General features: G+C 52.5%; 13 protein-coding genes. 12 read left to right on the forward strand and 1 reads right to left on the reverse strand.

Annotated elements, in window-relative coordinates:
* Positions 1-235: 235 nt before the first annotated feature.
* The 4 genes from HY868_01120 (at position 236) to HY868_01135 (ending at position 6465) form a co-directional block, all read left to right on the forward strand.
* Complete coding sequence (locus tag HY868_01120; GenBank protein MBI5300708.1) at positions 236-1321, forward strand: extracellular solute-binding protein; 1086 nt, start codon at positions 236-238, stop codon at positions 1319-1321.
* A gap of 166 nt (positions 1322-1487) precedes the next feature.
* Positions 1488-2492, forward strand: a complete 1005-nt coding sequence (locus HY868_01125; protein MBI5300709.1) for an ABC transporter ATP-binding protein — start codon at positions 1488-1490, stop codon at positions 2490-2492.
* A gap of 28 nt (positions 2493-2520) precedes the next feature.
* Positions 2521-4239 carry an iron ABC transporter permease gene (locus tag HY868_01130; GenBank protein ID MBI5300710.1) on the forward strand — a complete coding sequence of 573 codons (1719 nt, stop codon included), beginning with the start codon at positions 2521-2523 and terminating at the stop codon, positions 4237-4239.
* A 36-nt stretch (positions 4240-4275) separates the two neighbouring features.
* A complete protein-coding gene (locus HY868_01135; protein ID MBI5300711.1) occupies positions 4276-6465 on the forward strand; it encodes an extracellular solute-binding protein in 2190 nt (729 codons plus the stop codon).
* A gap of 171 nt (positions 6466-6636) precedes the next feature.
* On the opposite strand, the gene HY868_01140 is transcribed toward HY868_01135, so the two are convergent.
* Positions 6637-7263 (reverse strand): sulfite oxidase-like oxidoreductase, encoded by a 627-nt coding sequence (locus tag HY868_01140; GenBank protein MBI5300712.1) that lies wholly within the window; start codon positions 7261-7263, stop codon positions 6637-6639.
* Positions 7264-7471: 208 nt separating this feature from the next.
* Here HY868_01140 and HY868_01145 point away from each other — a divergent pair, with 208 nt between their 5' ends.
* From HY868_01145 to HY868_01180, 8 genes are all read left to right on the forward strand, one after another.
* The gene (locus HY868_01145) at positions 7472-8314 is read left to right on the forward strand and encodes a DegV family protein (protein ID MBI5300713.1); all 843 of its coding nucleotides are present in this window, start codon (positions 7472-7474) and stop codon (positions 8312-8314) included.
* Positions 8315-8331: 17 nt separating this feature from the next.
* Positions 8332-8970, forward strand: coding sequence for a uridine kinase (udk, locus tag HY868_01150; GenBank protein ID MBI5300714.1), 639 nt, complete (start codon positions 8332-8334; stop codon positions 8968-8970).
* Positions 8970-10118, forward strand: a complete 1149-nt coding sequence (locus HY868_01155) for a glycosyltransferase family 4 protein (GenBank protein MBI5300715.1) — start codon at positions 8970-8972, stop codon at positions 10116-10118. Before udk ends, HY868_01155 begins: the two co-directional genes overlap by 1 nt.
* Before the next feature lie 3 nt (positions 10119-10121).
* Positions 10122-10970, forward strand: a complete 849-nt coding sequence (locus HY868_01160) for an FkbM family methyltransferase (GenBank protein MBI5300716.1) — start codon at positions 10122-10124, stop codon at positions 10968-10970.
* Positions 10971-11044: 74 nt separating this feature from the next.
* Positions 11045-12109 carry a class I SAM-dependent methyltransferase gene (locus tag HY868_01165; protein ID MBI5300717.1) on the forward strand — a complete coding sequence of 355 codons (1065 nt, stop codon included), beginning with the start codon at positions 11045-11047 and terminating at the stop codon, positions 12107-12109.
* A gap of 135 nt (positions 12110-12244) precedes the next feature.
* A complete protein-coding gene (locus HY868_01170; protein ID MBI5300718.1) occupies positions 12245-13585 on the forward strand; it encodes an oligosaccharide flippase family protein in 1341 nt (446 codons plus the stop codon).
* Entirely contained in the window at positions 13585-14502 is a 918-nt protein-coding gene (locus tag HY868_01175) for a glycosyltransferase family 2 protein (protein ID MBI5300719.1), read from the forward strand. Before HY868_01170 ends, HY868_01175 begins: the two co-directional genes overlap by 1 nt.
* The gene (locus HY868_01180; GenBank protein ID MBI5300720.1) at positions 14499-15203 is read left to right on the forward strand and encodes a class I SAM-dependent methyltransferase; all 705 of its coding nucleotides are present in this window, start codon (positions 14499-14501) and stop codon (positions 15201-15203) included. The genes HY868_01175 and HY868_01180 overlap by 4 nt, the downstream gene beginning before the upstream one ends.
* Positions 15204-15206: the final 3 nt, after the last annotated feature.

A 15206-nucleotide genomic window follows, 5' to 3' on the forward strand; every position in this document is an offset into this window, starting at 1 on the left:
GAACGCGCGATGCAAAAACACATCAGTCACCGGTTTGCACGGCGCAATCGTCGCCGGGATCGGTTCATTGAAATTCCCTATCTGTGGGATTCTCACAGAGGTTAGGTGAAATATATTCACATCGGTTATGTGAAATGACGCTTAAGGTCTTGGATGACATCCAAAAGGAGTAAAAATGAACGGAAGAAAAGGTCGCTTGTGTGTTCTCGTGATTATGGCGGTGATCGTAGGGCTGATGGTCGCTTGCGCGCCAGCCGCCACCCCGCCACCCACTGCTGCGCCCACCAGTGCGCCAGCACTTTCGACGGCGGTTCCAACTAAAGCCGCCGCACAACCGACAGCCGCCCCTACCAAGGCACTGGTCGCCGGCGACAAAACGCTGATTGTCTACACTAATTCAGGATCGGATGGTCGTGGCGATTGGCTGAAAGAACGCGCCGCCAAGGACGGCTACCAAATCGAATACCTGCAGCTTGGAGCCGGTGACTTGACGAACCGACTGGTCGCTGAAAAGAACAATCAGATTGCTGACCTGGTCTTTGGTCTCAACGCTTTGGAATACGAAAAACTGAAAAAGCAAAACATGCTGCACAAGTATGAGCCGGCATGGGCGAAAGAAGTAGACATGGCATTTGGCGACAAAGATGGATACTATTATCCCATCGTCGTCCAACCTTTGATCTTGGCTTACAACCCCAAATTTGTCAGCAAGGAGACTGCACCGAAGGATTGGACGGACCTGTCCAAGCCGGAGTACAAAGACAAATATGCGATCCTCGCTCTCGGAGGTGGCACAGCCAAGACCATTCTTGCAGGTATCATCGTGCGTTACGCCGATCCCAATGGCAAGTACGGCATTTCCGACAAGGGCTGGGAAGCGATCAAGGGTTTCATCCAAAACGGTCACATCGTCGCCACGGGTGAAGACTATTGGGGCAACGCCATCAGTGGTACTCGTCCGATGTTTATGATGTGGGGCAGCGGATTGTTGCAGAATGAAAAAGACCGCAAGGTAGATTTCGATTTCATGACTCCCGAGATTGGCGTTCCCTTTGTGGTGGAGCAAGTCGCGATCTTTACCAACAGCAAAAAGACCGCACTTGCCAAGGAATTCGTGGACTGGTTTGGTTCCGCGAAAATCCAATCGGAATGGTCAGCCAAATTCGGTTCGACGCCGGCGCACCCCGAAGCCCTGAAAAACTCTGCGCCCGAAGTGAAAGCGTTGATGGCGGCAGTCAAACCGCAAAAGATGGATTGGAGCTTCGTCGCCAGCAACATCGACAAATGGATGGAAAAAATCGAGCTAGAGTACGTCAAGTGAAATCTAGCAAGGTTGTGTTGACCCAGGGATAAACAACCTTTGATTCTTTGACGCCAAGTGGTGTGTCTGTTACAATGTTTGCGACAAGCCCGGCTCGAAATATCGGGCTGGGCTTTTTGGAATCATGCGTTCAAGCAGGCATTGTCACAGCGCTAGGAGCGAATCAATGATTGAATTCAATAACATCGAGATCAAGTACGGCAATTTCGTTGCGATTCCAGACCTCAACCTCGTGATTCAGCGAGGAGAGTTTTTTACTTTCCTGGGTCCATCGGGTTGTGGCAAAACGACCACGCTGAGAAGTTTGGTGGGGTTCATTCGCCCCACGCGCGGGACGATTCAGATAGATCATCGAGACATTACGAATGATCCCGTGGAAAAGCGGGAAATCGGAATGGTCTTTCAGAGTTATGCGCTTTTTCCCACGATGAATGTTTTTGAGAACATCGCCTTTGGCTTGCGCGTCAAGAAATTGAACAAGGCGGAAGTTCGGCAGCGCGTGTTTGAGATTGCCCGCAAGATCGATCTGGGCGAAGAGCAACTCTTTAAGAATGTATCTCAGCTTTCCGGCGGTCAGCAACAACGCGTGGCATTGGCGCGCGCCATGATCATGCAACCCAAAATCATCTGTCTGGATGAGCCACTATCGAACCTTGACGCCAAGCTCAGGATTGGTCTGCGCGGCGAACTGAAAAAGCTGCAACGCGATCTCGGTATCACGACCTTGTATGTGACGCATGACCAAGAAGAGGCATTGACCCTTTCCGATCGGCTTGCCGTTTTCAATAATGGCAAGATTGAGCAGGTTGGCACCCCATTCGAGATTTACAACAGATCCGCGTCGCGCTTCGTCTGTGAATTCATCGGCGATATCAACACCCTGCACGAGAATATCATTCGAGAAATCAATACGCAATTGTCCAAACAACTTGACCCAGAGAAGGAAGGGTTTATCCGGCTCGAAACGATTTCTTTGGAACGGAAAGATGGGTTGGCTCGCTTGAGCGGGATCGTGAAAGACTCGGAATATGACGGTGTATTCACCAAGTACCACTTTGAAGTGCTGGGACAAACGTTGAAGAGCATCGAAAAGAATGACGGCGTTGTCCTATTTGAACAGGGCAGTCAGGTTGATCTCTTTATCAATCCAGCTACAGTAATGCAATATTAGAGTTCGTCTCCCATCTCGGCAGGTAAACATGAAAAAATCCGCCCTGTTGGAAAAACTGAGTACCATCAATATCGGAGGACTCGTTCTTCGCGTGTTCTTGGTCTGGTTTGTGATCGCTTTTCTGATCTACCCCAATGCGAATATCCTCCTCAACGTGTTTTACAAGAATGGCGAATTCTCCACCGAAGTGTTTGGCAAGCTGCTTTCCTCCGAACGCGCCATGCGCAGCTTGCTCAACAGTTTTATTCTCGCCATCTCACTCACCATTTCCGTCAACGTCGTTGGAACCTTGCTCGTTCTATTCACGGAATATTTCGACATCAAGGGCGCTAAAATCCTCAAAGCCGCCTACATGACAACGCTCATTTATGGCGGCATCGTTTTGGCGACCGGTTACAAGTTCATTTACGGCGAAACCGGGTTGATGACGAGATTTCTCGTAAGCATTCTCCCAGGACTGGATCCGACCTGGTTCAAGGGCTACTGGGCGGTGATGTTCATCATGACGTTTGCCTGCACGTCGAATCACATGCTCTTTCTGACGAACGCCGTCCGCGCCATTGACTACCAGGTTATCGAGGCAGCGAGAAACCTGGGAGCTTCGTTTGGAACGATTATGGTTCGCATCATCCTGCCCTTGCTCAAGCCGACCTTCTTTGCCATCAGTATTCTCACGTTTTTGACGGGCTTGAGTGCCTTGTCTGCGCCCTTGATTGTCGGCGGCACCGAATTCCAAACCATCAATCCGATGATTATTACATTTGCCAGTAGTACGTACTCTAGAGAGATCGCCGCTCTCTTGGCAATTATCTTAGGCATTGCGACGATTTTGTTGCTGACCGTCATGAACAAGATCGAAAAGGGCGGGACCTATATTTCGATTGCCAAAACCAAATCCAAAATGACCAAGCAGAAAATCGAATCGCCGGTCGCCAACGCGTTGGCGCATGGGCTTGCCTATCTGCTGTTTCTGATTTATGCCACCCCGATTGTGCTGGTTGTGATCTATTCCTTTACCCAATCTGTGAACATCAAGACCGGTGTAATCGCGGTTGAGAATCTGACAATCGAAAACTATGTGAACCTGGTAACACAGCCGAATGCGTTCAAGCCCTATGTCGTCAGCATGCTGTATTCTATCTTTGCCGCGATTGGCGTCGCTGCGATTGCACTCGCGGTCTCTCGTCTCCTCCATAAATCCAGCGGCAAATTAGCGAACCTACTCGAGTACAGCATGCTCATTCCGTGGCTCTTGCCTAGCTCGTTGATTGCGGTTGGGCTGATGCTCTCGTATGATGCTCCGAACATCTTGGTGGGCAACACTGTGCTGATTGGCACAGCGTTTATTCTCTTGCTGGGGTACACCATCGTCAAGCTTCCATTTTCCTTACGCATGATCAAAGCCGCGTTTTTTGCTGTTGAAGGAAGTCTCGAAGAAGCGGCGCAGAGTCTCGGGGCAAGTGCTTTCTACACTTTTCGCCGAGTGGTTCTACCGATTATTCTACCTTCGGTGCTTGCAGTGGTTGTCCTGAATGCGAATAGTCTGCTCGCTGATTACGACTTGACGGTCTTCCTGTACCATCCGCTCCTGCAACCGCTTGGGATTGTGATCAAAGCCGCCAGCGATGAAACGGCAACGATAAATGCACAGGCGATGTCCTTTGTCTATGCGGTTATTCTCATGGTCATCGCCGCGACAGCATTGTACGTGACGCGGGGCAGAGAGGATTCTGCCGCCAAGTCTTGAAGCTAGGAAAGTCTCGACGAAATGGAGTGAGCGCATATGCCAACCATTAAAGATATCGCCAAGTTAGCCGGTGTGTCGCATGGCACCGTGTCCAATGTCATGAACAAAAAGGGAATCGTTAGCATCAAGAAGATCAAGCAGGTCGAAGATGCGGCGCGCGCCCTGGGTTACCAACGAAGTGCGCAAGCAAGTCAGTTGAGGCAAGGGCACAATCGCTTCGTCGGCGTCATCATTCCTGACTTGAAAGAAACAACCTATGTGGACCTGTTTACGAGTCTCGGACATTACTTACGCAAATTCGACTATAATGTGAACGTGTATTTCACCCGGAATATGCCGCACGCGGAAGAGATCGTCCTCGAACAAGTGCGGTCACTGAATCCGGACTATGTGGTCGTTGTCAGCTCGCTCGTCACGAATGACGGCGTCTACGACGAAAAGAATCGTTTTATCTTCGTCGATCGATTCGTTGCCAAGGCGCCTAAGAATGCACTCTTCATTTCTTTTGACTTCGAAAAGGCCGGTTTTGAGATTGGCGAAAGGGTCATCGCCGATGGTCACCGGAACATTGCCCTATTCTGTGGAATTCAAGAGTTCTCTGACGAAAAGAAATTTCAAATCGGTTTAGATAAAGCCCTAGAGAAAAGTTCATGCACCTTGCATGTTTTTAGGGGAGACTATGCCCTAGCTTTCAGTACTGCCTTTGACATTCTTTCAATGAAGGAGGAGATCGATGCAATTGTTACACCCAACGCTGAAAGGGTGGAGCACTTGCAATCAGCGATCAGCTTTATACCGAATCGAGTACTGCCCGCGATTTATTCCGTATCCAACACGGATATTCTGCCCATCGAGAATATTGTCAATTACGAACTAAACTACAAAATGCTGGGGCGGAAGATCGGGCAATACATTCTGAAATCAAACCAGAAGGGTCGCGTTGACAAGAACTATTTCCAATCGCCCCATGACGGGTTTCGGTTTCGGTTCCCGCGTATTCATGTCGCGAACACAAATCGACAGGTGAAATTTTTGACCCTTGCCAGCCCGACCTCTGAGGCATTGAGAAAAATCCTGTCACGCTGTTCGTTGCAAACCGGCATCACGGTCGAGTTGACCGAATTGAATTACGACGAATTGTACCGCGCCACCGAACGAATGACCGCAGGATCGTCTTACGATCTCATTCGCCTGGATCTCTTGTGGCTCTCCGATTTGGGCAGGCAGCTATTCAGTCCACTGAACATGGATTCACCAGAGCTGAAAACGATCGTGTCGGAGTTTTCCCTCAATATCTCGAGCGAGTATTTCAAGATCGGAAAGACTGTGTATTCGCTGCCATTTGATCCAAGTGTCCAAATGCTGTACTACCGCGCAGACCTGTTCGAGGATGTGAAAATCAAACGGGAGTTCTACGAACGACATAGACGACAGCTCACAGTGCCGGAGAGCGTCGAGGAATATTGCGAGGTGGCAAGGTTCTTTACGAAAGAGTACAATCCGAACTCGCCCACCGATTTTGGCGCAAGCCTCGTGTTCGGCGCGGCACTCACCGCCGCATGCGATTATCTTCCTTGGTTTCTAGCACATGGCGGCAAAATTTTCGACAAGCATGGTCACGTCGTGATCAATACGTCAGCTGCAAAGAAGGCACTGGAAAACTATATTGACATGCTCAACTACACCGAACACACAACGAATATGTGGTGGCGGAAAGCACTCGAAAACTTTGCCTTGGGCAATACGGCGATGGTGTCGTCGTTTAGCAACCACGCCTCTCACATGGTGCTGGGGCAAGGCTCCCAAGTTGTCGGCAAGATCGGCTTTGCCGCCATTCCCGGTGGGCATCCTTTGTTAGGTGGCGGCGTAGTTGGCATCAGTAAGGATAGTCAAAAGTATGAAGAGTGCCTTCAGGTTCTGAAATGGATCTATCAAGCGAATATCTCTTCGATCATCACCTATCTTGGCGGCAATTCGCCATGCCAGAACGTCTACGAAAACGAAGATCTTCAGACGTTGTACCCTTGGATTAAAGGCATCGATGACGGTCTGGGCATTGGTCGGCGGCGAAATGAGGACCGCCGCAATCCAAGGTTTTCTGATTTAAAGTTCGAGACGATTCTGGGTGCAGCGGTGCGCAATGTTGCGATGGGTACCGTTGATATTGATACAGCCCTAAAAGAGGCGCAAGGATTGCTCGATCACGAGTTTAATGAGAGACATTAGTCCGCAATAGCAATTGATTACCCCTTGCCAAGTCATAAAACATGCTTCACTCAAATAGTAATCAAAAGGCAGATGACGAACGCGCCTCATCTGCCTCTTTTTGTTCAGCTGGCAAGTATGGTTCCTATAGACGCGGCTTGCAAAAAAGCGCGCGAAATCACCTGCATTTTCCTATGAAAATCGCTCCTCCGTCCACGGGTCGCCGCGCATGTGATACCCGTACCCTTCCCAAAACCCCGCGCGATCATTCGCCATGAACTCGATGCCGCGCAACCATTTCGCCGATTTCCAAAAGTATAGATGAGGCACCAGCAGTCTCAACGGATAGCCATGATCCGGTTCGAGTGGTTTGTCATCATATTTATATGCCAACAGCACATTCTCGTCATTCAGGAGTTCATCCAAAGGGACGTTTGCTGTAAAATCAAATTCGCAGTGCGCCATGATGTATATCGCTTCGGGCTTGGGCTTTGCATTTTCCATCACCCACGACCACGGGACGCCTTCCCACGTCGTATCGAGCTTGCTCCAGCGCGTGACGCAGTGAATGTCGGTCGTGATTCGTTCGGTCGGCAGCTTCAGAAATTCTTCCCAGGTTAAGCGAACCGGATTTTCGACCAAGCCCCAGATTTTGAAATCCCAGGTTTTCGGATCAAACCCCGGCGTGCTTCCATAATGCAATACCGGAAATTTGTCGGTGAGGTATTGTCCCGGCGGAAGCCGACCTTCTTTCGAATCGAAGGGGCGCGTCGGATTCGCGCGCTTCAAGCGCAGTACTTTATCGAGTGGATTATCCATTTTGTTTGCCTCCTCTATGAAAAACGCGAGCGCACGCTCGCGCAGAATGGCGCAAATTATAACATGCCGAAAATGCTTGTCAATCGCGTTACGACTAATGTAGCAATCCGGGATTACACAGATATTTTCACAAGATTACGATTTTCTTACGCACAATGAACTTGGGGACTGGCGCGACTGGTGTTATACTTGCGCCAGAGGTATCCCGATGAGCCATGTTCGTATCGTCACCGATAGCACGGCGAGTTTGCCGCCTGATTTGGCGCGCGAGCTCGACATTGCCATCGCGCACGCCTTTATCAATTTTCCGGACGGATCCTTCCGCGAAGGGCTTGACCTAACCGAATCCGAATTCTACGCCAAACTCACTGCCAGCCCCGCGTTGCCAACCACGTCGGTTCCGCCGCCGCTCGCGTTCGAGGAAATCTATCGCGCGCTCGGCGAAACCGGCGCGCCAATTATTTCGATTCATTTGTCGAGTCGCCTGAGCGGAATGGTGAATGCGGCGACCGCCGCCGCGCGCGATCTCCCGCAGTTCGACATCACGATTGTGGATTCGCTCGCGGTTTCGATGGGACTCGGTTGGCTCACGCTGATTGCCGCACGCATGGCGCGTGAAAGGATGAGCGTCGCAGAAATCATCGCGCGACTTGATGATGCGATTCCGCGCGTCCGTCTATTGACCGCGTTGGATACGCTCGAAAATATTCGGCGCAGCGGTCGCATCACGTTTCCGCAGGCGTTCATCGGCACACTGCTCGATATCAAACCCATCCTCGAAGTGCGCCGCGATGGCATCCATCCGCTAGATAAAGTGCGGACGCGCCGCGCCGCGCTCGACCGCTTGGTCGAACTGGCGACCGACCTGGCGCCGTTCGAAGAACTCGCGGTGCTTCACGCGAATGCGCCCGCGCGCGCCGACGAGTTACGCGCGCGTCTCGCGGCGATTCACCCAACCGAACGGATTCTCGTCACCGAAGCCGGCGCGATCCTGGGCACGCACGCCGGACCGGGCGCGATCGCGTTTACCGGCATCGTCGCAAAAAAATAGTCCGCTGAGGGTACGAAATGATGTATAATGCAAGCGTGCGACCCGTATTGATCGGCGTCGCGGGCGGTTCCGGTTCCGGCAAGACTACGGTCTCGCGCACGATTCTCGATACTGTTGGACGTGATCGCATCGCGTATCTGCAACACGACGCGTACTATTGCGACCGGAGTCAACTGCCAATGGCGGAGCGCGCCCAGATCAATTACGATCATCCCGATTCGCTCGAAACGGACTTGCTCGTCGCGCATCTCAAGGAATTGCGCGCGGGACGCGCGGTCGAATCGCCGCTGTACGATTTTGCGCGCCACGTGCGCCGCCCCGAATCCAAACACATCGAACCGCGCGCGGTGATCCTGGTCGAAGGCATTTTGATTTTTGTGGACCGCGCGCTCCGCGATCTGTTCGACATCAAAATTTTCGTGGACACCGATTCCGACGTGCGATTCATTCGCCGTCTGCAACGTGACATCGCCGAACGCGGGCGCACGATGGAATCGGTCATCGCACAGTACGAAGAAACCGTGCGCCCGATGCATCTCGAATTTGTCGAGCCGAGCAAACGCTACGCCGATCTCATCATTCCGGAAGGCGGCTTTAATCAAATCGCGATTGATATGGTCGTCGCGCGGATCAACGCGATGTTGGATCATCGTTAATGCCGTCTCCGCAAGTGGTCTACTCAGTCAACCATCGGCTCGGCGGCGGCGGGATGGGCAACAGCGTGTTAGAGATGCTGATCGGTCTTCATCAAGCTGGATTGCTTAAACAAGCGATTGTCAGCTCGTCCAAAACGGATCGGCTGCCGCGCGTGTTCATCACCGATTTGGGATTCCTGGGACGCCTTCAAAAACGCTTGGCGATTTATGATCCAAGCGGCTGGTATCTGAATTATCTCGAAAGCGTTTTCTTCGATCAGTGGGCAAGCCGCGTGATGCAACCGTGCCAGGTGTTTAGCAGTTGGACCGGCATTTGCGCGACGAGTTTGCGGATCGCACGACAACGTGGCGCGCAGACTATCCTGGGTCTCGGATCCGCCCATCCGCGCACTGTGCTCAACTTGGTGAACCGCGAACGCGAACAGTGGGGCATGTCGTCCCAGTTTGCAACTCCCCATTTGCGGCGCATCGAAAATGAAATGGCTCTCGCTGATCAACTCGTCGTGCAATCTCGATTTAGCCAAGCCACGCTCCTCGAGCGCGGAATTCCGGCGGAGAAGATTACGCGCCTTTCACTGGGTGTGAATGTCGAACGATTTTGTCCAGCCGCGGATGTGCCCGCCACGCCGTTCCGCGTTTTGTTCCTGGGTCAGGTCATGCTGAGGAAAGGGATTCAGTACCTACTCAAAGCGTGGAAACGATTGGGCTGGCGCGATGCCGAGTTGTGGGTCGTCGGCAAGGTGATGTCGGACGCGCGTCCGGTTTTACAACGATACGCGGATTTACCCGGCTTGAAATTGGTCGGCTACGTACCCGATCAATTGTCCGTACTGCAAAGGGCGCATGTTTTTATCGCGCCATCTGTCGAGGATGGATTCGGATTGGTGGTGGTCGAAGCGATGGCGTGCGGATTACCGGTCGTCGTTTCGAATCATACCGGCGCGGCGGATTTGATCGAGAACGGGGCGAACGGTCTGGTTATCGAATACGACCAGGTTGAGCACTATGCGCGCGCGTTGGAAACTCTGCGCGCAAACCCAGGTTTGGCGCGCCGCATGGGGCAAGCCGCGCGCGCGCTTGCGCTCCAGCATACGTGGGACGCGTATCGGGAACAGTTGGTTCGATTGCACTTGAATGCTTCGGCGTGACTGATGCTTACCTTTTTGATGGAGCGGTACAATCACACGCCAGTGTGGCTTCAAAGATTTCTACGTCATTGGCTGGTCATGCCCGGCAAACGTTTCTTGAGTCGCGGTGTGATTAATCAAGATGGTTTTGTGATTGCCAAGCGGCTTGATCAATCGGTTCCATTTCTTTTGTGGCGGCATAAATGTTACGAACCGGCTCTCTCGACGTTGTTCCGCCAATATCTTCGCCCCGGCGATACGTTCATTGATGTCGGCGCGAACGTTGGCTATTTTACCCTGCTTGGCTCATCGTGCGTCGGACCCAGTGGGCATGTTCACAGTTTCGAGCCGAACCCGCGTGTGTTAGACGAATTGAAGCGTAACGTCGCGCTCAATCAATTTGACCAGGTTGCTATCAACAACATCGCACTCTCCAATTGTGCTGGGAAGGTCCCGTTGTATATCGCGCCAGAGATGGACAGCGGGTTATCTTCGATGCGGCGCACAAGCGCTTTACTCACCGAGACGCAAACCGTTCCCGCGATTACCCTGGACGAATACATCGAATCGAATGGCATCGGGAAAATTCGCGCGGTGAAAATAGATGTCGAAGGAGCCGAGCTGCTAGTTTTGCAAGGGGCGCGTACCGGGCTGACTGGCTCCTTCAAACCCGACTTCATCGCGCTTGAATTTGTCCAACAACATCTTGCTTTCTTTGGGCATTCGAGAAACAGTGTAATTGATTTTCTTGCCAATTTAGGTTACGAACTGGGAATGCTAATCCAAGACCCAAGCAGCCCCGGACGGATCGCGTCTTGGCATGCCCACGATCAATTGGAAGATGGCACACTCATTGCTCGGTTGATCGAGTAATCACCACCGTGAAGTCACACTTATCCTCACAGAAACACTCCGGCTTTTGTTCAATTGATCTGGATGAACGCGCAATGGCTGACCGATATGGACTCCGCTTTTCCAGTCACTCTGTACAATTGAAAGAAATCACTGCTGAAGAAGCTATGTACATTCAGATGTTTCCGCTACTGAATGGACCAGACCTTGAACGCAATCGCTCGCTTAGGCAGAAACTTGCACATCCACACGTCTGGGAGAAGTTTCATCGTGACCACGAGCGATTGACAATCCAAGTCCATGAGGAACAAGACCTACCACCTCAACCGGCAGATTGGCACGTCCCCACAGAATCAACCGAGCAACTGAAAGCGGCTTACCCGGCAACACTCTGGGGACTCCAATATGTTTCCATAGGTTCAGCGCGAATCTTGCAGGCGGGCTCGATGGCAGGACACGAGCCGTTGCTCATGCGCTGTCTTGATCCTCATCGAAAGATTGTTGTCGTAGATTTGCTGCATGAATGTGCGCGAACTACGCGCAACGCTGGTTTGGATTCGGTTGTTGCTTCGCTGTTCGCTCTACCAATGCCAACCGAATATTTTGACTGTGTTTACAACAACAACGTGATGGAACATCTTTATAACGACGCAGACATGGCGCTTCGTGAAATCCATCGTGTTCTGAAAACAGGCGGACTGTTTTCGTTCGTCATCCCACTCGAAGCAAATGAATCCAACCCCGATCTTCTTTTTCAAATGAACAATCTCAGCAAGAGTCGCAACTGGTGGTTGGTAGACCCTGGACACCCTTGGAAAACGGATTTGCCTGACATCAATTTCCGTCTGAAAGAGACTGGCTTTGAAGATATTCGGTTTGCGTTTCGCGCTCAAGACCTTGAAGCTTTCCGAAAACGAAAACACCAAGCCAAGCCGCATCGTTCTTGGGTGTTGCACTTGGTCGAAGTTGCATATTTGGCTTTTGAAGAGAGTCTGATATTTCACGAACTCGAATCGCAAACACGTCGGCTATTTCATTTTTATCGTGGTATGTCTTATCGCTTGAAAATTCGAAGTGCCTTGAGACTGCGCAATCGCCAAGCTGAAATGCTCCAAGCACTTGTGGTTGCCCGAAAAAAATCAGCGAGTTCAACCGGTTAAACGAATACCGCGCGAGGTCGCAGCTAAAAAATGGGAATATCTTCGCGTGTTCTGCGCGGCGCACTGTTTCTCAGTGCCAGTACAGCAACTAGCATCCTGGTTGGCTTTTTGGGCGGAATCCTATTGGCGCGTCTTTTGGCTCCAAATGATTTCGGCACATTTGCGTTGGCAGCAACCTTGAATCTTATTGTCGATATCCGGGTTAAGTTGCAGTTGGACCAAAAATACTTGCGTGATAGAGATGAGCACCCCGAACTTTTCGACACCTTCTTCAGCCTTAGTTTTGGTTTAGCCGGGATTTCATTCGGTTTATTAGGGATCGCCGGCGTTTTAGCAGTAGGGTTGGGGCGCGCTGATCTTGCGATTTGTTTGCTCGTCTTCGGGTTACTTGGTCTGCTTGAGCCGTACAGCACAAGCATACGCCTTTCGATTGAGAAACAAGTTGCTTTCCGCGCTGTATCCTTCATCCAATTGTTTGCTAGTACGAGTCAGTTTGTGGCATCACTGGGAGGCGCACTAGCCGGCTGGGGGCTGTGGAGTCTACTTTTCGGTCAAGGTGTTGGAGCATTGGTCACAGTCATGTGGTATCTGAAAATTGCTCCGCGCCGACCTCGATGGCGTCTCCAACGCGCTCTCGCGTGTGAGTTCTTGGCATACGGAATGAAATACGGCGCGGTCTATGCGATCTCGCTGATTGTTCTGACCCAGTTCGACAACTTTATCATCGGTTTGTTCAGCGGCACCTTCCTCCTGGGTTTCTACGATCGCGCGTATCGCACATCGCTGTGGCCCACATTGCTCGTGTCGTCCGCGCTCGGACGAATTTCGTTGCCGACGTACGCGCAGTTGCAGGACGATCCGGTGCGACTTGGCAAAGCATTCTCGATGGTCTTGTGGACCGTCCTGACCTTGACGACGCCATTAGCACTGGTCTTGCTCGTCACCGCACCCGATTTGGTTGTGACGCTGTACGGCGCGAAATGGCTGCCGAGCGTGCCGATTCTCCAAGTGCTCGCGGCATTTTCGATGTTTCGTCCATTGTGGGACGATATGGTTTCGATTCTCGTCGCGACGCGGCGTCCCGGTCAAATGGCGCGTCTCGTTTTCATTCAAGCGTGCGTGTTGATCGCGCTCGCGGTACCGCTCACCTGGTTCTGGGGCGCAGTGGGCACAGCCGTGAGTGTCGGAATTGCATTTCTCATCTCCGCCGGCTTTTTATTGTATTTTGGCAAAACCGTTTTGCAGATCAATTTGATGCAGAACGCATTCAAGCCCTTGTTCAACAGCGCGCTCGCGTTGATTCTATTCCTGGGTTTTACGCGAATCGTGCCGCTGGATTCCGCGCCCGCATGGTTTCGTTTCTTTTCGTTTGCCGGATTGATTTTGCTTTTCTATGCGTCGGTGAGCTGGGTGTCGAGTCGCCGTGACATCGTGGATCGCACGCGCTATATTTATTCTCTCGTGCGAGGGAATTGATGCGTTTCTCTGTCGTCATTCCGACCTTCAATCGCAAGGACGTTTTACGGCAATGCCTCAAATCGTTGCAAGCCCAAGACCATCCGGATTTCGAAGTGTTGGTTGTGGATGGCGGGAACGATGGCACGGACGAATTGCTCGCGCGCGAGTTTCCCGATTTTCGTTATCTGCGCGAAACACGTTCGGGTCCCTCGGTCGCGCGCAACCTGGGAATTCAACACGCGACCGGCGACATTATCGCGTTCACCGACGACGATAACGTCGCACCGCCGGATTGGCTCGCGCGCATTGCTGATGGATACGCGCGTCATCCCGAAGTGAGCGGGGTCGCCGGGAGATGCGAACCTCCCGAAGACGTGTGGCGCAAAAATGTTCTCGCGCGGCAAGAGTTGTGGGGGACCTGGTATACTTATGGACTGACGCCTGATCGCGCGGAATTTGTAGGCGGTGAGCTGGATGTTCCCGGCGCGACGAACAACGTCTCGTATCGGCGAGCGGTCCTGTTGCAAGTCGGCGGTTTCGCCACCACGTTCACGCGCCACATTGCCGGCGAAGAGCGCGAATTGCGTGAACGCATTTACGCGCAAGGATACACCCGTTTTCTGTACGTGCCAGTCAAGGTGCTTCACCTGCGTTCGTACACTTGGACAGGATTTTTCACGCAATCACTCGAAACCGCGCTCGGTGTCCGGCGTCATCTGCAGAGACGCGCGCGCGATGCCCAACCACCCGATCCAACCGATCGCGTGAATCGCGGCAAGATTCCCGGCTTGCGTCAAGCCATCGCGGCACGCGACCTCAAACTGATTGCAGTGCTGATCATCGAGCGCGTGGTATACTCGCTTGGGCGCATCCTGCCAGAGCGGAGCGTGCTCGAATTGATCGCATTCATTTCGAACCTGGGTTCGCGCAAATGATTCCCGTCGAATTTTCTGCGATGGCGCAAGCCATCCAAGAACTCGAACCGGCAATACTCATCGCCGACTCCGTCGCCGGTCAACGACGCGTGCTCAATGTTGGTCCATCCTGGGGACGCGATTATTATGCGTTGACCCAGCGCGGTCACCGAGTTTTCAATTTGGATATCGCGCTGCAAACCCATTTGCCGCAAACCATTCTCGCGAATGTCGCTCACGCGATTCCGTTTCCCGATCAGACCTTTAACGCGGTGCTCTTACCCGAAGTGCTCGAACACATTTGGAACGATTTCGACGCGTTGCGCGAGGCGCGACGCGTGCTCAAAGACGATGGACGACTCGTCGTGACGATTCCGTTTTACAGCGACGCGCCCGAATACCACGTGCGCGTTCATTCCGGCAAAACGATTCTGCGTCTCTTGCAAGCGAATGGCTTTGCGCCGCTCGATTATGTGGAACGCGGCGGTCTCGTGAGTTTCCCGCGCCTCATTCACGCGACGCGCAAACTGTTTCGCCTCGTCGGTCGAGGTGACGCCTTCGCGCACTGGGTTATCCGCGTGGACACGTGGCTGGGTCATCGGCGATTGCCGTTGCGTCGTTGGTTGAATGGGTACGGTTGCGTCGTCGTGCCGCGCAAAGATCGCGCAGTGGATTACACGCAACTCAACGCAACCGAATTCCGGCATTCGCGCGAAGGATGAAGC

It is taken from the genome of Chloroflexota bacterium (genome assembly GCA_016219275.1).
Taxonomy (GTDB): domain Bacteria; phylum Chloroflexota; class Anaerolineae; order UBA4142; family UBA4142; genus JACRBM01.

Excerpts from the sequence above, each read along its gene's own strand:
- HY868_01120 (MBI5300708.1), top strand. The coding sequence starts at position 236 with ATGGTCGCTTGCGCGCCAGCCGCCACCCCGCCACCCACTGCTGCGCCC.
- HY868_01125 (MBI5300709.1), top strand. The coding sequence starts at position 1,488 with ATGATTGAATTCAATAACATCGAGATCAAGTACGGCAATTTCGTTGCG.
- HY868_01130 (MBI5300710.1), top strand. The coding sequence starts at position 2,521 with ATGAAAAAATCCGCCCTGTTGGAAAAACTGAGTACCATCAATATCGGA.
- HY868_01135 (MBI5300711.1), top strand. The coding sequence starts at position 4,276 with ATGCCAACCATTAAAGATATCGCCAAGTTAGCCGGTGTGTCGCATGGC.
- HY868_01140 (MBI5300712.1), bottom strand. The coding sequence starts at position 7,263 with ATGGATAATCCACTCGATAAAGTACTGCGCTTGAAGCGCGCGAATCCG.
- HY868_01145 (MBI5300713.1), top strand. The coding sequence starts at position 7,472 with ATGAGCCATGTTCGTATCGTCACCGATAGCACGGCGAGTTTGCCGCCT.
- udk (MBI5300714.1), top strand. The coding sequence starts at position 8,332 with ATGATGTATAATGCAAGCGTGCGACCCGTATTGATCGGCGTCGCGGGC.
- HY868_01155 (MBI5300715.1), top strand. The coding sequence starts at position 8,970 with ATGCCGTCTCCGCAAGTGGTCTACTCAGTCAACCATCGGCTCGGCGGC.
- HY868_01160 (MBI5300716.1), top strand. The coding sequence starts at position 10,122 with ATGCTTACCTTTTTGATGGAGCGGTACAATCACACGCCAGTGTGGCTT.
- HY868_01165 (MBI5300717.1), top strand. The coding sequence starts at position 11,045 with ATGGCTGACCGATATGGACTCCGCTTTTCCAGTCACTCTGTACAATTG.
- HY868_01175 (MBI5300719.1), top strand. The coding sequence starts at position 13,585 with ATGCGTTTCTCTGTCGTCATTCCGACCTTCAATCGCAAGGACGTTTTA.
- HY868_01180 (MBI5300720.1), top strand. The coding sequence starts at position 14,499 with ATGATTCCCGTCGAATTTTCTGCGATGGCGCAAGCCATCCAAGAACTC.